Here is a 19,827-nt window from a genome sequence, read left to right as displayed (position 1 = left end):
GATAGAATCTACTCAGCCTTTATAATGTTTGTTTCTTTTGATAATTAGTTGGAAACCAAACGTTGAGCTCTTAATAGCCGCGCTTGTTTCGGATCGATAAGTAGAGAACGGTAGATTTCGATTCGGTCACCATCCTGTACGCTAGTACTGAGAGTAACACGTCTACCATAAATCCCTACGTAAGCTTTGGTCAAATTAATTTCAGGAAACTGCTGCAAAATATCTGATCGCCTGATTACCATAACCACAGTACTATTTTTTTCCACTTTTAATGAGATTTCCAGTTGTTTTTTAGGTGTGGCACAACAAATACTAACGGTAATCAAGAATTTTTCCCATAAACAATATCAGCACGTTTGCAGAAGGTATCTACTAACATAGTAGCTACTTGATTGAATAATGGGCCAAACATTACTGAAAGCCACTGTGAAGAAAACTCAAATTCTAAATCTAACGATACTCGACAACATCCTCCTTCTAAGACTTCAAACTGCCAAAAACCTTCCAGTTGTCTGAAGGGACCATTTACTAAACGTATTTTCACCATCTTATAGGGTTGGAGGCGATTTAAGGTAGTGAAGGATTTACTTAGACACCCTTTTGAAAATGACAACGTCGCTAGTATTTCATCGATTGTTCGGCTATTGATTTGACTATTTCTGCAAAATGGAACAAATTGGGAATAAGATTCGATATCATTTATTAGGCCGTACATTTCTTTTTGCTCATATGGCACTATCTTACTTTTATTGATGTCAGGCATATTTTTCCAATAGTATAATCAACATCATGAACAAGCAAATCACAAAAAAACCTGAAACTCGCATTATTGCTTTAAACAAAAAGATATTCTACGATTATTATGTAAAGCAGAGATTAGAAGCAGGATTAGTATTGGAAGGTTGGGAAGTTAAAAGCATTCGAGCTGGATGTATTCACCTGAGAGACAGCTATATCATTTTCCAAGGTGGAGAGGCTTGGTTAACCGGAGCTCATTTTTCACCCCTTCCTAATGTGGCTAACTATACGAAACCTGACCCTCAACGATTTCGTAAATTGCTTTTAAGTAAGCGTGAAATTGATAAGCTATTTGATGCAGTTCAAAATGAGGGTTTTACCGTTGTATCTTTGGATCTTCATTGGCATAAAAATCGCGTTAAGACTGAAGTTGCTCTAGTTAAAGGTAAAAAAATGTATGATAAACGAGAAACGATTAAACGTCGAGAGTGGGAACACGAAAAACATAGAGTTCTTAAGAAAGTATTGGCTAGACGATTTTAGAAGACTTCTTTCTCGCAGCAATATGCTTGCTCTTTTAGAAATAGTTGTTCCATAAGCTTTATTAAAATAGATTTTTGCTGTAGTATTTTAAAGAGGGATAAATTTGGGACAAAAAACTTTTTAGAGGGGGTGACAGGCTTCGACGTAAACCCTGAAATCTGAGACGCATGTCGAGCCGGCAACATAGGCTCGTAAATCAATCAGTTGCAATTGTATATCTGCAAACGATACGCAATACGCTTTAGCTGCCTAAATAATGCGGCTTCCCATTTCCAGGATTGGCTTGTAAATCCTGTTTAGTGGTCATATTTTACAAGATCGCTTTCAAGAACACGGCCCATGACTTGAAGGCTAACTCAAATAGGGCTCGTAGTTAATTGCTCCTGCACGTCGGGCATTAGCTACTAAAAAGTAGACGATGCTAAGCATGTAGTGTCAAAGATAGATGATTTGCGGACGCGGGTTCAATTCCCGCCGCCTCCACCATATTGAGAAGATTCTGTTTCTTAAATTCTGTGTAGGAAGAAGACCCCTCAAAGGGGCTCATTTGTAGACGACCACAAAACACTTTGACATGCATCCTTTTTTAATCTTCTTTAAGTAAAATATTGTCCACTGATACTTGAATAAGAGAATCGTTTTGCTTTTCATGTATCAATCAAATCAAGGCAGTAGAGTGTATGTTTAGTAATTGATTCTATTAAAGATTGATTTGAGAGTGAAAAATTAACTTTAAGACAGCCTTCCTATTCTGATATGACAGTCAAAGCTTTTTTTCTGCTATGTTATAATTAGATCTATCCAGCATGTATTATTTATAGAGGTCTTAAGGGATCTTATTGGTATGAGCATTTAACATCGATATTTCCAAGATCTATTGAACTAATTTTTGAGATACGTTAGCTAATAATAGCAAAATAAAGAAATTTCATTACACTGAGTTTTTTTTACTACATCATATCAGTTTAAGTTAACGAGTTAATAGGAATTTAGTTATCTCTATCTAGTTTTCCTTACGTTAGTTAGAATTTTGTAAGTACTTCTCTTTAGAGTAATTGAACTTAGTATAGTAATGTAAAATGATTTCCGATAAAGAATTTTTCTTCATTTTAAATACATCCGAACATTAAATAAATTATATTTTATATTTGATTATTATTCTTTTTCAAATAGCTACAGAAGATTTTTATTTAGAGACTGTATTTTCTTTCATCGTTATTCACTTATCTCTTTCTATTTGCGCAGTGATGATGTCTATTATCTTTTAATTTACTTAAAGCGGATAAAAAAGGCAGATAAAAAGGTGTAAAAACCCTAATTTTCAAATTATTTGATAATCGGAATTTATAAATAAAACGAATCATGTTAAGGTCAACGGTAATTAATTTCCATATGGAATTAAAGAGGTTTCCTACACGAACGTCTGGGTTTTTTCGCCTTTCACGAGCTTCGTAATATTTTTCTTGATGCTTAGCCTCTATTTTACTGGCGTTCTTTCTTTTAATGTAGCCGTTTCTTGTTTCTTTACTATTTTTTTACTTGCTTTTCTCGTTCTTGCTAATTCTTTTTTAACTTTCGCTTCAGAGCAGTTGATTTTGTCGATTTTTGCATTCCTTCTCCTTTATTCTACCATTTCTTTCAATCGCTTGAGCGGACGAATTTTAATAATATTTCGTGCTGGCTTAGCTTTAAAAGTCATAGATTCTCCGGTAAATGGATTAATGCCTATACGAGCTTTTGTCGCTGCTTTTCGCCTAACAATACATTTAGCTAAGCCTGGAATAACAAATTCTCCAACTCCACCTTTTCTAAGATGGGCTTGTGCTAAATCAGCTAATGCCTCAAATACGTAAGTCACTTGTCTTTTTGTAAGATCTGTTATTTCCGCTAGGTGAGAAAATACTTGTGTTTTTGTCATCCGATTTTTGATAGTGGATATTCTTGTTACTCCGGATTTTCCAGATTTCCTTACAGTCAATTTTCGAGAAGTTTGTTTTTTTGTTACCATGATTTTTCCTTCTATTATAGAGTGGGAACGACAAATTGTAAGTAAATTTTTTTAAAAAAGGAAGTATATTTTCATTAAATATAGACCTATATAACATTATAATTACAATAATGTTATATAGGTCTATTTCTTATTAAATTACTGAACATCACGCTTGAAATTTGAATGATGTTATTTTTAGAAAAATCTTCATTGGTAAAAAGATAATTTAAGAAATACAAAGCATTAAAGATCCTCTTTTAGTGCTTGGATTCTAAGGACAGCTCTGTTTTAATTAACGTTAAACTTCTCTTAAAGTAAAGCATCCTTATCACACAATAATCTATTTTCTATAAATTAGAAATAAAGCTGCACTATACTTTGGCGTTAAGAATGATTATTAAATCTGAAGAAAGCTATATGTTCAAGACAAGACCTTATTCATAAATCATAAGTAACGGTATGAATAAAAGAAGTACTCATATTTCAAAAAGGATACGTATTTTAGCTCTGAAAACTCTGGGTCAATACTTGTAACCGATTGAAGCTATAAAGTAAGGAAATCTTTCTTTGAAAAAATCTCCAGAAAAATTTGAAACTAGAGTCAATCTAATTTGTAATTGAAAAAGAGTATTTGCAGAATGAGCATTATAAATAGTGATAAATCAGCTATGTCTGTATATTCTGATAAAAACATCCAGTTCTTCTTCTAGGGAATGAACTTTGAGTTTTGTAAAACTCAAAGTTCATTCCCTACGTCGAACTCATTCTTCGAATCAAATAATTTATATACATCAGTACAATATCCACATCAGTGCAATATTCTCTTCATTGAATTTGATTATATTTTCTGATACTTAAACGGTTAGTTACACTATATTAGTCTCCGTTTAATACGATTAAACGGAATTAAAATCTCTTGCTCTTGCTTTCTTTGAGAAGAAGTAACTTCGGCTCTAAAAGCGTGGCCATAAATAACTTCGATTGTTGCGGGAATAGCATGATTTTCGTCTCGCCATTTTTCATAGGCCTTTAGCATTTTTTGCCATTGACTTTTCCCCATTAATCCTCGAGATCGATCCTGAGCAGCATTATGTGCACCTATAGATTTCAAATCTGCTATTAGTTGAAGAACGGAAGGATAAAGTACAGTTAAGCGTTCTACATCCATAACAGGATCAACAAAATTCAAATGGGTGAGTATATCACCAATATCATGCATGTCGTAAAAAGGATGGACGTGTCGTTTCTTGTCAGAAAAGCTTGTTCGCAATTCTTGTAATGTATCTGGCCCAACGGTACTAAATAACAAAAATCCTCCTGGCTGCAAAATTCGATTGCATTCTTGCAGTGTTTTCTGAAGATTTAAAGACCACTGGAATGCTAAATTGGAAAAAATCAAATCGACTGATTGATCTGCAAAGGGTAGGAGAGTGTATTCTGCCGATAACATTTTCGGAGAGTTTCTCTGAATGCTATCTCTAGCACGATTCAACAAAGAAACGGAAAAATCGAGGCTAATAATATCAGTTTTCTTATAGTGCTCTAATAAAGCTTTTGTTGTATACCCCATGCGGACACCGAAATCTACTATCCTCAAAGGATTGAGACGAATAAAGTTCAACCGTTCTAAAAGCCGATCGGCAATAACATGAAAAATTTCTGCTTCTTCTCTGTATTTTTCGGAAACTACCTCAAGAGCTTTTGCTACTGCTTGGTTATCAATAATAAAGGGTTCTTTTACCATGTCCCTATTTTAAGATTTTTATTCTAGACTAGTACGCATACATAAAAGAAAAGATTTTTGATATTCTATCAAAGTTATTTTATTTGAAATTTACCTCACTAAACATACTCTCAACTAAGAGTCTAACAGATACACAAACTTTTTAATATAAATTTAATTTGAGGTACTGTACGTACTAGCTTATCGATTAGCTTTTATTCTTAAACAACGCCTTTTATTATAATTACCTTTTTTATCCGATTATTTTATTGGAAAAAAAAGACTGTCGCAGTAAGAAAGTTTTCTAAAATTGTGATCCCCTTATCTTTGCATAGCAGAAGCCTGAAAGAAAAAGAATTAAATTAATTCTTAAAAATTTCGACCTATTACCAAACGCTCGAGAATTCTGATCGATTTTCAGGATGATAACTCCTTTTTCTTTAAAGGAATTAAATCTGTGATAGTTCCCTTAAATATTTCGCATGCCATCATTATGGTTTCTGATAAGGTCGGATGAGGATGAATCGTAAGTGCAATATCTTCTGCATCGTGACCTATTTCAATCGCTAACGCTATTTCAGAAATTAAATCACCTGCGTTTACTCCAACGACACCACCTCCAATCACTGTGCCATGTTCATTGAAGAGCAATTTGGTAAAACCTTCACTTCGGTTAAATGACAAAGCGCGACCACTAGCCGTCCAAGGAAATATGCTTTTGTTATACTTAATTTTTTCCTTTTTCGCCTCTTTTTCCGTCAACCCAACCCAGGCAACTTCTGGATCCGTGTAGGCTACGACCGGAATGCAACGAGCATCGTTGTAATACTTCTTATCAGCTATAATTTCAGCCACTAATCGCCCCTCATAAATTGCCTTATGTGCCAACATAGGTTGACCAACAACATCACCAATAGCATAAATATGCGAAACGTTCGTCCGCATCTGGTTATCTACTGCAATAAATCCTTTATTATCAACGTTGATACCCGCTTTTTCTGCATCAATTAATTTACCATTAGAACAACGGCCAACAGCCAATAAAATACGATCATATTTTTGTGGTTGCTTAGGCACATTTTCACCCTCAAAAGTTACATATAACCCATCTTCTTCAGTTTCTACTTTTTTAATATTGGTTTTCAACAAAATTTCTTTATAACGTTTCTGAATGTGTTGATAGAGGGGTCTTACTAAATCTACATCTGCTCTGGGAATAATTTGATCCATACGTTCTACCACGCTAATCTTTCCACCCAAGGCATGATAGACTGTAGCCATTTCTAAACCAATAACGCTACCTCCTACTACTAATAAATGACCTTGCACACTTTCTAGTTCTAATGCATTTGTAGAATCCATCACTCGCGAATCTTCAGGAATAAAGGGAAGTTTTATCGGTTGCGATCCTACGGCAATAATTGCTTGTTCAAAACGAATAATGCTTTTTTCTTTTTTATAATCATTATTGAGAGATAGTTCATTAGAGGAAGTAAATTTTCCATAACCCGTAGCAATTTCCACTTTACGCTGCTTTGCCATCATTTCTAGGCCACTTGTTAATTTTTTAATAATACTTTCTTTCCATTCAAGAATTTTCTCTATATCTAAATTGGGTTTTCCAAAATCCGCACCAAAAGAGGCCATATTATAGGCATCATCAATGACTCTAGCTATATGTAATAAAGCTTTCGAAGGAATACATCCGACATTTAAGCACACTCCACCGAGTGTCTCATATTGTTCTACCAGAACAACTTTTTTCCCTAAATCAGCAGCCCGAAATGCTGCTGTATACCCACCAGGCCCGCTTCCTAAAACCACAACTTCAGTTTTAATTTCTTTTACCATCTTTCTCTCTCATTTTTTCAACTAGCAAAAAGCATCCTGCCTCACCTCAACTTTCCTCTTATCAATTTATGAGATATATTAGTCACAATAATAGTGTTCTAATATCCGATAAGCGTTCAGCTAAATAAACAATGAATCTCGCTCCGTCTGCACCATCTATAACACGGTGATCATAAGACAAGCTTAACGGTAGCATAAGTCGGATCTTACAATTATCACTACTTTTAAAACAGACGGGTTTCCATTGCATTTGTGAAATTCCTAGAATTGCTACCTCAGGTACATTGATAATCGGTGTAAAAGCTGTACCCCCAATCCCCCCTAAACTGGAAATACTAAAACATCCTCCTTGCATGTCGTTTAAACTTAAGCTATTGGTACGAGCTCTTTTGCTGATTGCACCAAGTTCTTTGGCTAATTCGAATAATCCTTTTCTATCTGCATCCCGAATAATAGGAACCATTAATCCTTCAGGTGTATCGACCGCCACACCGATATGAAAATATTTTTTAAAAATCAAATAATCCCCAGAAGGATCTAACGATGCATTAAAATAGGGAAACCTTTTAAGCGCGCTAACTACTACTTTGATAATGAATACTAATGGAGTTAATCGAATCTTATTTTTTTCTGCATCAACTTTTTGACTTTGACGAAATGCTTCAAGCTCAGTGACATCTGCTTCTCCAAACTGAGTGACGTGAGGGATAGTCGTCCAATTACGAGTGAGATTTGCACCCGTAGCTTTTTTAATTTTAGATAAAGATTTTTTTTCAATGGGACCAAATTTGGAAAAATCAATGTTAGGTACAGAAAAGAAAGATAGACCTTCGCTTCCTTTTATTTCGGTAATTTTTAGTTGCTGTTTTATGTATTGTTGAACATCCTCTTTAAGAATACGATCCTTTTGGCCAGTTCCTTTGATTTCCGTTAAATTAACACCATATTTCCGCGCAATCCGACGAGCACCTGGTCCCGCATAAACAGCAGCAGTATTAAAACTTTCATCTTCAAGAATCTCTTTTATTTGCGCTTTTTCTTTTGACTCTCTCTTTTCCGATTCTTTTCCTTTAGTGATATATTTTTTTTCCTCTTTTTCACCCTTCACTTCAACAGTTAAGATTTCATCTCCTTCTTTAACTTCGTCTCCTTCCTTAACTTTGATATCTTTAACCGTACCTGCTAAAGGTGAAGGAATATCTATCGAGGCCTTATCACCTTCTAAAGTGATTAAACTATCTTCTTTTGCTATTCGATCACCCGGTTCTACCAATATTTCGATAACGTTAACTTTTGACACTCCATCAAGTTCTGGCACAGAAATTTTTTCTATTGAATTTGCCACCATTTCCCCCTTTTTTATCTTGTCCATGGATCAGGTCGATTTGGATCAATACCTAGTGTTTGTATGGCTTTTATGAGCTGATCTTTTTCAAATTCATCTTGATCTGCTAAAGCCTTTAATGCTGTGTACGCGATCATTTTAGCATCTACTTCAAAAAAATCTCGCAAAACAGATCGTGTATCACTACGACCAAACCCATCAGTTCCTAATACATAATAAGGTTTTTTAATTGCCTGGCGAATTTGATTTGCTTGTAATTTCATATAATCTGTGGTGGCAATCACTGGGCCTTTTCGATCACCAAGACATTCTTCTACATAACTCTTTTTAGGAGCATCTTCAGGATGTAAACGATTATAGCGATCTACAGATTCGATATCATGACGCAATAAATTAAATCCAGGAACACTCCAAATATCTGCACCTATATTAAATTGCCGTTCTAAAATTTCAGCAGCTGCAATAACTTCTTGTAAAATAGCCCCAGATCCCAATAATTGAACATATCTGGATGATGTTTTATTGCTTTCTCTAAATAAAGACATGCCCTTAATAATCCCTTTTTCAACTCCTTTAGGCATCGGCGGATGCGGATAATTCTCATTCATGAGGGTGATGTAATAGAACACATTTTCTTTGTCTTGATACATCCGACGTAAACCATCTTGAATAATTACAGCCAGCTCATAACTGAAAGCAGGATCATACGCTCGGCAAGTAGGCACCATACTGAACATCAATAAATTGTGGGAATCTTGGTGCTGTAATCCTTCGCCTGCCAGTGTTGTTCTCCCTGCTAATCCTCCTAAAATGAAACCTCGCGATTGCATATCCGCAGCAGCCCAAACTAAATCACCTACACGTTGATAACCAAATATTGCGTAATATACGTAAAAGGGAATTAGAAGATAATTATTATTAGCAAACGACGTTGCGGCAGCAATCCAACTAGACATAGCACCCGCTTCCGAAATGCCTTGTTGTAACATTTGCCCTGATTGATGTTCACGATAATAAACTAATTTTTTTTTATCTTCTGGAGTGTACTTTTGCCCCTCTACTGCATAAATACCTGTTTGTCGAAATAAACCCTCTAATCCGAGTGTTCGAGCTTCATCAGCTACGATCGGCACAATCCGTTCTTTGATATTTTTATCCCTTAATAACAATCCTATAATTCGAGAAAACGCTGCGCCAGTTGAAATCGAACGATTACCAGTGCCTTTTAAAAGAGGTTCGAATAAACTTAAATCTGGAATTTTCAAAGCCTCATAAGAACCATCACGCTTTGGCAACGGACCCCCTAATTTTTCACGCTGCTTATATAAATATTGTAACTCTGGCGTTTTTTCATCGAGTCTATAAAATGCTAGATCTTTTAATTGCTTATCCGACAAGGATAATTTGAATCGATCACGAAAGGTCTTTAAACCTTCTTCGCTAATTTCTTCTAAATTATGAGCAATATTTTGCGATTCTCCCTCTTGACCATAACCGTAACCCTTGATGCTACTTATCAATAAAACAGTTGGTTTTCCTGTTGCTTTTAATGCCTCCATATAAGCTGCGTAAACCTTTTGGGGATCATGACCTCCATCTGTTAATTGTTCTAGCTCATGATCACTCATATCAGAGACAAGCTTCTTCAGTTCATGATACCTACCAAATAAATGTTCGCGCAGATAAGCACCATTTTTTGCACGACATGCCTGATATTCTCCGTCTACCATCTCACTCAAGAATTTTACCAATAATCCGGATTTATCTTTTTGGAACAATCGTTCCCAACTACGGTTCCAAATGACTTTAATTACTCGCCACCCTGCTCCGTAAAAAATTCCTTCTAATTCTTGAATAATTTTTCCATTACCTGAAACAGGCCCATCAAGACGTTGCAAATTACAATTAATAATAAAAATAAGGTTATCAAGGCGTTCACGACTTGCCACTAATAACCCACCTAAAGTTTCAGGCTCACCTGTTTCACCATCGCCGCAGAAAACCCATACTTTCCGCTTCGTCGTATCAGATAATCCTCGATGATATAAATATTTTAATAACTGGGCTTGATAAATAGCCATTAAAGGTCCAAGACCCATGGAAACCGTTGGAAATTGCCAGAAATGGGGCATTAAATAGGGATGTGGATAGGAAGAAATTCCCTTAGTTAATGCTTCTTGACGAAAATGTACTAATTCACTTTCGCTTAGCCGTCCTTCAAGAAAAGCACGCGCGTAAATTCCTTCCGATGAATGACCTTGAAAAAAAACCAGATCATTTGCATGAAAGAAATAATTTAATCCCACTTCAACTAAAATTGCTATAGAAGCGTAACTAGAGAGATGTCCTCCCAACCCCATTTTTTTACGGCCTGCACGCATTACCATAGCAAGAGCGTTCCACCGCATATAATTTGTTAAACTCTGTAAAATTTTTACTTCATTCTTCGGTAATTTAGCTTCTGCGCTAGAAGAAATTGTATTCATATAAGGGGTATGAGTACCATCTGGAACGGACACACCAATTTTTCTGGCATGCAACCATAATTTTTGCAAAATAAATTGAGCACGCTCAATGCTTGCATATTTAACAACTGAATCAAGCGCTTCTTCCCATTCCTGGGATTCTACGGGATCGGTATCCTGAGAATTCATATTTTTCTCAGTCATCATCTCACCTTGCTAAACCAATTTTTATTTAATCGAAATCCTTGCTTGATAGATGATGACTTCTGCTTCATAATTTAAATAATCCAGCCCAACGTAAATAAAGCTATCATTACAAGCCATACTAACAATGCTCGGCTAATTAATTTATCAATAGCTACTAGTTCATCTGACAGTGGTGGATGATCTGCTTCGATTCCTAACGCGGTTAATCCATACTCTATAATCTGCTGACGTACAGCAGTGGTCTCAGTATGTACGTAGGAGAAATACCATCGTTTAAAGGTCGATGGGAACTGATGACTAAAAAGAGCGAATGTAATTCCGGTTAATCGCACAGGTATCCAGTCTAATATAGCTTCTATTCTACTTGCCGCCAAGAATAAACCACTGTCCCTTTTCAGAGAATGATTTTCTAAATGACGATTTAAACTTGCTACTAATGTATAAAGGACCACTCCTATTGATCCAAGAATTAACAACCAAAAAATTAATGCAAAGATATTTCGATAGGCATTAACCAGAATCTCACCAATCGTTGTATGAGCCACATTTTCTGAAGTAAGAAGACGAGCATCCATACAATACCACAAAACTATCACTGTTAAAAAATAATAACCAACCATCGTTAAGAGATAATGGACAAAAAGAGTAATTAGAATATAAATGATAAGCAGAGGAAAAATAACAATGCCAACACCGCTAATGCTGTGCCAAAAAAATGAATGCCCAAATTGCTCCTTCAGCCAACGAAAATAAGCATCAAACCAATGATATTGTCTGATATAGCTGTCAAAACGAAACCACCGCTGTATGATTAAACACAATAAAATAGCGATCAAAGCCATCATTACTATTCCTTATCTACTGACTTCCAAAATGGATCTTATTCTCGCTTATCTTGTTGTTTATAGCAATCGGTTTTCAGAATTTTAATAGATTCTCAATCTCTTCTCAGACGATCGGACATTGCTAAAGGTGTTGGATATTTAATGACAACCCAATACGAAGAAATGATAAAAGATAATATGGTAGAACTCTCAATTAAATAGGCTGCTTTGTCTAAAATAATATGGCTACTAAGGGCCATATAAGCGATAATCAAAGAGAATTCACTAACTTGACCTAAACGTATCCCTACTTCCCAGGCCACTTGCTTGGATTCCCCCATCCAACGTAACAAAAGCTGATAAATCAAAGGCTTTATCCCAATTAGTAAAGCAAGTAAAATTAATGCTGGAATGATAACAACGGATAAAAAATTAAGGTCGAAAGTAGCCCCTACGGAGAAGAAAAACAAAACCAAGAAGAAGTCTCGTATCGGCTTTAAACTTTCAGAAATGTAAACAGATACAGGTCTTGAAGCCAGGCTAACTCCAGCAATAAAAGCCCCTGCTTCCCCTGATAAACCCAATAATGAAGCTAATTGAGCCATACTGAGACACCAGCCAATTGCTAATAAAAAGAGATATTCCTTAATCCGATTAAATTTAGAAAATAAAGGAAATAAAACAAGTCGGTCAAATAAATAAGCAAAAATTAAAATAGCAGGAAATCCTAACACCACTAAGCCAATATCAACTAATACCTTCCCTTGACAAGAAGCTCCGTGTAATAAAAATAAAACTGCAATAGCAATTAAGTCCTGCAGTAGAAGAACACTTATCATTACCTCCCCGATATGTTTATGATGTAGAATTGTAGTAGGCAACAATTTAATACCAATAATAGTGCTGGAAAACATCATTGCACCACCAACAACTAAACATTCTACTGTCGAGTAACCAAAAAGATAAGAAACGAGATACCCTATGATTGCAAAGATGATTGAGCTGACTAAAGCTACCCACGTGATTTCTTTAAACATGGTTATCAATTTCTGAGGGGGTAAATTAAGGCCTAAAAGAAACAATAAGAAGATGATTCCAACATCACTGACCGTCCGAAGCATGTCAATATTAGCAATTAATTTTAATCCCCATGGACCAAATAAAATCCCTAACAACATGTAGGCAACCAACATCGATTGGTGGGTCATTAAAGCAAAAGTTGACAAGACGGCTGCACCAGCGAAAATAAGAAAAATTGAAAAGATTATATTATGCTCCACTTTTAATGTTCCATCTTCGATAAAATTGTGGTATTGCTTGCTCTAATTTTGCTCTCAACTGAAATTTGCTCCCTTTCTCCTTTCCCTCTTCTTTTAATTAAAGAACCCCTAAAACACTAAAATTCTACCACTTTCATCTGATTTTTCTATTAAAATCATAAAAATCTACTTACTTCTCAAAACCTATTGGTTTTTTATGTAAATATAATTATCTTTTTATTATCTAAATTAATAAAGTTTCACGAAAGAGTTCCTGAAAAAGGTATGAGAAGTTTCGTGCTACACAAAAGAAATTAACAAAAGCAAAGGCGTTTTTCGTAAAATCGCCAAACTTCGAAAGGATACAGCCTGAAAAAGCACAGCTACAGCTAAAAAATTACGCACCGAAACCAGAGATTGTAAAATTGAATAGGAAAGAGGATGAGAGTCATTCCTAGTGAAACAGTCTATAAAGTTAGTATGAATAAAGATAATATATAGTTTTTAAGAAAAATAAAACTTCGGTGATTGCAGTCAATTAACAACTATTTTAACCCCCCCCCTTCTAAGAGCGCGAGAGAGATGGGTCAACATCCTCATAAAACAGCAACCAGATTCTATTTAAAAACGATTTCCAGTCTGTTTTCTGATCAAAAATCAACTTCCAAACCAACTTCTTCCAATGAATTACTACCTCTATTGCAAAATTTTAAAAATGTAATACTTTGTAATTATCCTGAATAATACCCATGCGATTAGCGAATGCACAGCTATCTAACAACCCTAACACTTTAATTAACAACATCCCAATACTTTTAAAATTTGCTCTTGCACTTCCTCTATAGTTCCAAGACCAGATACACGATAATAATAAGGTGCTTGAGAATCGCCCGATTTTTCCCATGTTGAATAATATTGGCTAAGAGGACTAGTTTGTTGTTTATAAACGGCTAAGCGTTTTCGAACCGTTTCTTCACGATCATCAGTTCGTTGTATTAAGGGTTCTCCTGTTATATCATCTTTATCGAGTGTTTTTGGAGGATTGTATCGCCGGTGGTAAGTTCGCCCAGAAGCAAGATGGATCAATCGACCCGTCATACGTTCAATAACTTCTTTTTCTGGGACATCGATATCGACTACCAGATCAATTTTAACTTTTTGTGTGCGTAATGCTTCCGCTTGCTCTGTGTTACGTGGAAACCCATCTAATAAATAGCCTTCTCGACAATCAGGTAGATTTATACATTCTTTTATCAACGCAATCATAATTTCATCTGAAACTAGTTCCCCTTCTTTCATTGCTTTTTTTACTGCAAGTCCTAAGGGTGCTCTTGCTTTGATAGAAGCGCGTAACGTATCTCCTGTCGATATTTTAAATATACCCAATTTTTTGGCAATAAATTCTGCTTGTGTTCCCTTACCCGCTCCAGGAAGACCTAACAAAATAACTCGCATCATGAATTTTTAAACCTTACTAAATTTTCGATAAGCACACACTTTAGCATGTTTAGATAAAAAATTGCTTCACTTGATTAAAAAGCTCACAATAGTTTAAGTCCGAAAAATTAGACAAAATAAAAGTATCTTATTATCTAAAAAAGAGTAAACTTAGGATAGTAATAAATAATAAGCTTTAAGCTATCTCCATTATTAGCTGGTACCAGAATGGATGTTTATCATCTATCAATGGATTGTTGGTATTTAATTCTTAGATGATTTACAATTAATTCCAAGGATCGTTTGCAACTTATAAAAATATCGTTTGGTCTTATTTGTGTAGAAGTGTTCAGCGTTTAAGAAACAGGTTAAAATAACTAATAATAAATAAAGTAATTTAATAATCGATAGTTGGTGTTCCCTAAGTAAGAGGGATCAAAGACAATAAAAATTTAATAAAATCTATGACGTTTAGGACGTCAGTAGCTCTAAATAAAATCATTTATTCAACTAGCTGACCATGCTCTAAATCAAGCAGGATAGCATTCCGATTTATTTTAACAACTTCTATACGATACTGGAGTAAACTACAAGCAACTCTCAACAGAAGGGATGTTTTTTAAACACTCGATAAAAAATAAGACCGCTTAATTTTTTTGATCATGCTATGAATAAATTTTACCGTATGAGGCAATTTAAATTGCACGTATTAGTCGCCCATCTGTTTAAACTTTCGCTTTTCACTTAATAAATTAATTATTAAGGATCAATAGATAGGACTAGCGATTAGCATCAATTAAATAAAAATTTTTTTATAATTTCTTTTAAAATACCTATTATTTTATTTTTTCGGAAATTAAATAATTGGTGACTAATAATAAGTAATGGAATAAAACAAACCTCTATCTTTATACTCACCAATTTGTCTTAAGTCAGCTAATTCTGAAAAATAAGGCGCGTATTAACAGACATATGTTTAACATTTCAATGACATCATTAATATTTTCTTCTAAATAAAGAGATAAAGAATTATAAAGTAAAAATTTTAAGAGGTAATGCAATAGGAAAAGTAGAAAGAGAATAACAAACTAATAAGGGATAAGATAAGTAGATAATTTTGGATTTAGCTTCTGCAAATATTAAAATTAATGAAAGTTAAAATTACTATCTTAAGTAATGATAATGCCCAAATTTCCCAAAAGTAAATAGTGATAATGATGGTAATCATCAAAGCTAAAATATTCCTAAATAAAGCATTGTTAAAATAATGCTAATTAATCGGATGTAGCTGTTATAAAACTTGCGCACTCAATCTATTCGATAACTTTATATACTCAAATAATTCAAAAGAGAACGACTAATAATAAAGTTATCACTAGTCGTTCTAAGCTAAAAAAGCTGTTATTGAAAATTAATTCAAGATAGAGAATATACCAGATATTAAATATCTATAAGTAAGTTAAAATATTTGACCATGTTCACAAAGTTCTCTAGAAAAATCAAGAGAGTTATATTCTTTATATATAGTTTTAATGCCCTGAATTGTTGAGAACCTGAAATCTCTCAAGAAAGTCACTGAATGCAATTAATTGGCTACTAAAAGTAATACATCCATATCCAATCAAAAGAACGGGAAAAAATGACTAGTATAGATATATTAAGATGGTTTCCACTATAAAAAATGCTATACTAAAACTCGTAGTAAAAGAAATAAATACTGGAAACTAAATAAAATGCTCAAAAGAAAAAATTCCACTTTATGTAGTATAAAAAAATCTTTTTTGTAGTGCCCTAAAAAATTTCTCGAGCTTGAAAACCAAGGAGATTATCCATACATCTGAAATTATAACTGAGATACTGTGGGATCTAATGCATAAAGATTTAATGCTGCCTTAGAAGCTGAACGACAGAGAAACATAATTAAAATAAACACTAATTTAAAGTAAACATGCAGACAATCAAAATGGAATAATACATTACTTAATGCGCAGAATTGAACATGTTGTAATAGTATACTCGTTTTATGTTTAATATTTTAAGTGATCGTTTAACAACAACTATTAATAAACTACGAGGATTGGGTCGTCTTACGGAAGAAAATATCCAATCTACGCTCAAAGAAATTCGTGCTGCTTTATTAGAAGCAGATGTTGCTTTGCCCGTCTTTAATGACTTTATTAATCACATACGCAAAAAAGCGCTCGGTCAGGAAGTAGTTGGTAATGTACGGCCGGGCGATGCACTTATCAAAGTTGTCCAAGATGAATTAATTTATATTCTTGGTAATGAAAAAGCAGAAATTAATCTTAATGCTAAACCCCCGATTGTTATTGTTGTGGCTGGCCCTCAGGGTTCCGGTAAAACTACCACTGTCATTAAATTGGCACGATGGCTACAAGAGATAGAAGAAAAATCCGTAATGGTTACCTCAGCTGACATTTATCGTCCCGCAGCAATAACACAATTGGAAATATTAGCAGGACAAATTAATGTCCATTTTTTCCCATCATGGACTAATCAGAAACCCATTGATATTGCTGAAAGAGCTTTGATTCACGCTAATAAGCAATTTGTAGATGTTTTACTTATCGATACAGCAGGTTGTCTCCATTTAGATAATGAATTGATGGAAGAGATGCGGGCTATTAACAATACAGTCAATCCTACGGAACTTTTGCTCGTTGTTGACAGTATGATAGGTCAAGATGCAGTGAATGTAGCAAAGTCATTTAATGCAGAATTACCATTAACAGGCATAATTTTAACAAAGATTGACGGTGATGCTCGGGGCGGTGCTGCACTCTCTATGCGGATGATCACTCAACAACCAATTAAATTCATAGGCGTAGGAGAAAAAATTGAAGCCTTAGAGCCTTTCCACCCTGATCGAATGGCTTCTCGTATTTTAGGTATGGGTGATATTATTAGCCTGGTCGAAGAAGCGAAGCGCAAAGTTAACCAAAAACATGTTGAAAAAATTTCTAGAAAGCTTAAAAAAGGCAAACCTTTTGATTTTGAAGATTTTTTAATGCAACTGCATCAGATAAAAAAAATGGGTGGTATGCAATCTTTATTTAGAAAGCTGCCGGGAATGGGGAAATTATCTAAAGAAGCAGCGGCTTTCATGGATGACAAATTATTAATTAAAATGCAAGCTATCATTCAGTCGATGACACGGAATGAACGACGTTTTCCTACTTTAATTAATGGCTCTCGCAAACGACGTATTTCAGGAGGTTCGGGAACTACCCTGCAAGACGTTAACAAGCTACTCAAACAGTTCACTCAAATGCAGAAAGTGGTGAAACGTATGAAGGGCGATAAGATGATAAGATATATCCAAACAAATATAAGGCCAATTATCAGATAATATACCCAGTTTATTACCAAGCTGGAGTGATAAGAGCACTTTCTGGATTTTTAATTTCTCAAAATAACCACGCGATTTATCCAGTCTTAATTATAATTTTGGGAAGATTGAGGTAAAAAACTTAATTAACCGAGCTAAGTTTCTCTTAGTACTTGCATTCTGCTATCAATTCGCATAGAATATTTAACCTTCAGTGAACACAGGCAATTGCATGGTAGTTATTCGTCTTGCCCGTAGAGGCAGTAAAAAAAACCCATTCTATCACATCGTGGTAGCTGATGGGCGTATGCCGCGTGATGGTCGATTTATCGAAAAAGTGGGCTATTATAATCCTATGGCTCGAGGGTATGATGTACGATTACGGATTGTAAAAGACCGTGTTTTCTATTGGCTAAGACAGGGTGCTTCAACATCCTTACGAGTAAAGTATCTTATCAAACAACTTGAAAAATTACCGGAAGAAGTTAAAAGGTAGTCCACGTTAAAGGCGAGCTTAACAGGGTTTCATCGAGCAGAGTAATTAGCACGAAATTCTAAATTTAAATTCTATAATGAATTCGATGTTGTTGAATAAGAGTGATTTACTCACTAAAAGCAACTTCCCACCGAAAATTAAAATTACTTTATTAAACTTAGTAAACCTTTTGGTCTCTTTATCTGGTATAGATTAAATGAGATTTTGAATTACTACAGGTTGAATTAGGAGCAATGGAATTCTTGCTTAAAACAGAATCTAAATGATATCCTACCGGGATTCAACCGAGAACATCAAAATCACGATTAATTCTTCAATATCTCTTATGTAATTAAGCGTGTAGTTAAATCAGTTAATGTATAAAAATTATGGTTGTAGATTGAAATGCCAACCCTTAACAAGCAATTAATCATCGGTATTATTACTCTCTTCCCAAAAATGTTCGAAGCGCTTAAGTACGGTGTAATTGGGCGCGCTCTTAGACACAAACTTTTGACACTGAATTTTTGGAATCCACGCGATTATACTGCCGATATTCATTGCAGCGTGGACGATCGACCTTATGGTGGAGGTCCTGGTATGGTTATGAAATTTGAACCTCTAACTGCTGCTATAAAGGCAGCTAAAGAAAAATTAGGAAAAAATACTAAAGTCATCTATCTTTCTCCACAAGGTAAATTATTGACTCAGAAAGTTATAAAGAAAAAAGTGCAGGATTTAAGGCCTATTATCCTTCTAGTAGGTCGTTACGAAGGAGTTGACGAACGCTTAATTGAGGCCGAAGTAGATGAAGAATGGTCCATTGGAGATTATATTGTTAGCGGTGGAGAATTACCAGCTATGATTCTGATTGATGCTTTGACCCGACTTCTGCCAGGAGTTTTAGGACATGTAAATTCTGCTGCCCAGGATTCATTTACCTCCGGATTATTAAATTTCCCTCAATATACGCGCCCAGAAAAGATAGCTAATCGTTCGGTTCCTGAGATACTGCTCAGTGGTGATCATTCAGCAATAGCTTGTTGGCGACTTGAACAAGCACTCGGTAGGACTTGGCAAAGGCGTCAAGATCTGATAAAAAGACGTAATCTAAGTGAAAATGAGCAACGATTGCTCGAAAAATTTATTGAGGAGTCACTGTGAATGCGATTATCCAAACTCTGGAACAAGAACAAGTTCAAGGTAAAAAAATTCCTGATTTTCGCGCTGGAGACAGCGTAATTGTGCAAGTTAAAGTAAAAGAAGGTAATCGGGAACGGCTTCAAGCTTTTGAAGGAGTAGTGATTGCTCGTCGCAGTCGTGGTTTAAACTCATCCTTCACCGTCCGTAAAGTTTCTCATGGTGAAGGCGTCGAACGCGTTTTCCAACTTTATAGTCCGCTAATCGTTTTCATCAATGTAAAACGCCGAGGTAATGTACGACGCGCAAAGCTTTATTATTTGCGCAATTTACACGGTCGTAAAGCAAGAATTAAAGAGAAAATATAATTTCTATGGTAGGCGATTTAGTCTGTTCAGGCTACTACTTCAGGAAATAATATTGTAAGTGTTACGAAAAATCCCTGTAGGGAAGAAAAATCCAAAGTTATGTAGAATTAGCT

The 19,827-nt window shown here is 35.0% G+C and carries 15 protein-coding genes and 1 other RNA gene; 6 read left to right on the top strand and 10 right to left on the bottom strand.

All coding sequences use genetic code 11. From position 1 onward, the window contains the following. Positions 1 to 44 precede the first annotated feature (44 nt). A complete protein-coding gene (locus ONG85_RS02350) occupies positions 45 to 326 on the bottom strand; it encodes an RnfH family protein (RefSeq protein WP_264435336.1) in 282 nt (93 codons plus the stop codon). Further along, positions 323 to 763: a type II toxin-antitoxin system RatA family toxin gene (locus tag ONG85_RS02345; RefSeq protein ID WP_264435335.1), complete on the bottom strand. Its 441-nt coding sequence runs from the start codon at positions 761 to 763 to the stop codon at positions 323 to 325. Before ONG85_RS02345 ends, ONG85_RS02350 begins: the two co-directional genes overlap by 4 nt. Positions 764 to 789: 26 nt before the next feature. Between ONG85_RS02345 and smpB the strand changes: the two genes are divergently transcribed. Next, positions 790 to 1,281 carry an SsrA-binding protein SmpB gene (smpB, locus tag ONG85_RS02340; RefSeq protein WP_264435334.1) on the top strand — a complete coding sequence of 164 codons (492 nt, stop codon included), beginning with the start codon at positions 790 to 792 and terminating at the stop codon, positions 1,279 to 1,281. A gap of 125 nt (positions 1,282 to 1,406) precedes the next feature. Further along, positions 1,407 to 1,767, top strand: a transfer-messenger RNA (tmRNA) gene (ssrA, locus tag ONG85_RS02335). A 1,135-nt stretch (positions 1,768 to 2,902) separates the two neighbouring features. Here ssrA and ONG85_RS02330 read toward each other — a convergent pair. The 8 genes from ONG85_RS02330 to adk all read right to left on the bottom strand — a co-directional run bounded on the left by ONG85_RS02330 (position 2,903) and on the right by adk (position 14,400). Further along, the gene (locus ONG85_RS02330) at positions 2,903 to 3,289 is read right to left on the bottom strand and encodes an HU family DNA-binding protein (protein ID WP_264435333.1); all 387 of its coding nucleotides are present in this window, start codon (positions 3,287 to 3,289) and stop codon (positions 2,903 to 2,905) included. A gap of 853 nt (positions 3,290 to 4,142) precedes the next feature. Continuing rightward, the gene (bioC, locus tag ONG85_RS02325; protein WP_264435332.1) at positions 4,143 to 5,015 is read right to left on the bottom strand and encodes a malonyl-ACP O-methyltransferase BioC; all 873 of its coding nucleotides are present in this window, start codon (positions 5,013 to 5,015) and stop codon (positions 4,143 to 4,145) included. A 396-nt stretch (positions 5,016 to 5,411) separates the two neighbouring features. After that, a complete protein-coding gene (gene lpdA, locus ONG85_RS02320; protein ID WP_264435331.1) occupies positions 5,412 to 6,845 on the bottom strand; it encodes a dihydrolipoyl dehydrogenase in 1,434 nt (477 codons plus the stop codon). An 82-nt stretch (positions 6,846 to 6,927) separates the two neighbouring features. Continuing rightward, positions 6,928 to 8,193, bottom strand: a complete 1,266-nt coding sequence (locus ONG85_RS02315; protein ID WP_264435330.1) for a 2-oxo acid dehydrogenase subunit E2 — start codon at positions 8,191 to 8,193, stop codon at positions 6,928 to 6,930. An 11-nt stretch (positions 8,194 to 8,204) separates the two neighbouring features. Then, positions 8,205 to 10,859, bottom strand: coding sequence for a pyruvate dehydrogenase (acetyl-transferring), homodimeric type (gene aceE, locus ONG85_RS02310; RefSeq protein WP_264435329.1), 2,655 nt, complete (start codon positions 10,857 to 10,859; stop codon positions 8,205 to 8,207). Positions 10,860 to 10,933: 74 nt separating this feature from the next. Continuing rightward, entirely contained in the window at positions 10,934 to 11,707 is a 774-nt protein-coding gene (gene ampE / locus ONG85_RS02305) for a regulatory signaling modulator protein AmpE (RefSeq protein ID WP_264435328.1), read from the bottom strand. A gap of 92 nt (positions 11,708 to 11,799) precedes the next feature. Beyond that, on the bottom strand, positions 11,800 to 12,966 hold the full coding sequence (locus ONG85_RS02300; protein WP_264435327.1) for a cation:proton antiporter: 1,167 nt from the start codon (positions 12,964 to 12,966) through the stop codon (positions 11,800 to 11,802). A 774-nt stretch (positions 12,967 to 13,740) separates the two neighbouring features. Continuing rightward, entirely contained in the window at positions 13,741 to 14,400 is a 660-nt protein-coding gene (gene adk, locus ONG85_RS02295) for an adenylate kinase (RefSeq protein WP_264435883.1), read from the bottom strand. 2,005 nt (positions 14,401 to 16,405) lie between these two features. On the opposite strand from adk, the gene ffh reads away from it, so the two are divergent. The 4 genes from ffh (at position 16,406) to rplS (ending at position 19,714) form a co-directional block, all read left to right on the top strand. Then, a complete protein-coding gene (gene ffh / locus ONG85_RS02290; RefSeq protein ID WP_406566704.1) occupies positions 16,406 to 17,752 on the top strand; it encodes a signal recognition particle protein in 1,347 nt (448 codons plus the stop codon). 211 nt (positions 17,753 to 17,963) lie between these two features. After that, complete coding sequence (rpsP, locus tag ONG85_RS02285; protein WP_264435326.1) at positions 17,964 to 18,227, top strand: 30S ribosomal protein S16; 264 nt, start codon at positions 17,964 to 17,966, stop codon at positions 18,225 to 18,227. Positions 18,228 to 18,611: 384 nt separating this feature from the next. Then, positions 18,612 to 19,370 (top strand): tRNA (guanosine(37)-N1)-methyltransferase TrmD, encoded by a 759-nt coding sequence (gene trmD / locus ONG85_RS02280; protein WP_264435325.1) that lies wholly within the window; start codon positions 18,612 to 18,614, stop codon positions 19,368 to 19,370. Then, positions 19,367 to 19,714, top strand: a complete 348-nt coding sequence (rplS, locus tag ONG85_RS02275) for a 50S ribosomal protein L19 (RefSeq protein WP_264435324.1) — start codon at positions 19,367 to 19,369, stop codon at positions 19,712 to 19,714. The genes trmD and rplS overlap by 4 nt, the downstream gene beginning before the upstream one ends. Positions 19,715 to 19,827: the final 113 nt, after the last annotated feature.

Origin of the sequence: Coxiella endosymbiont of Dermacentor marginatus, from assembly GCF_907164955.1 — a bacterium.
Lineage (GTDB): Bacteria > Pseudomonadota > Gammaproteobacteria > Coxiellales > Coxiellaceae > Coxiella.
This window is presented reverse-complemented; position numbering and strand designations above follow the sequence as displayed.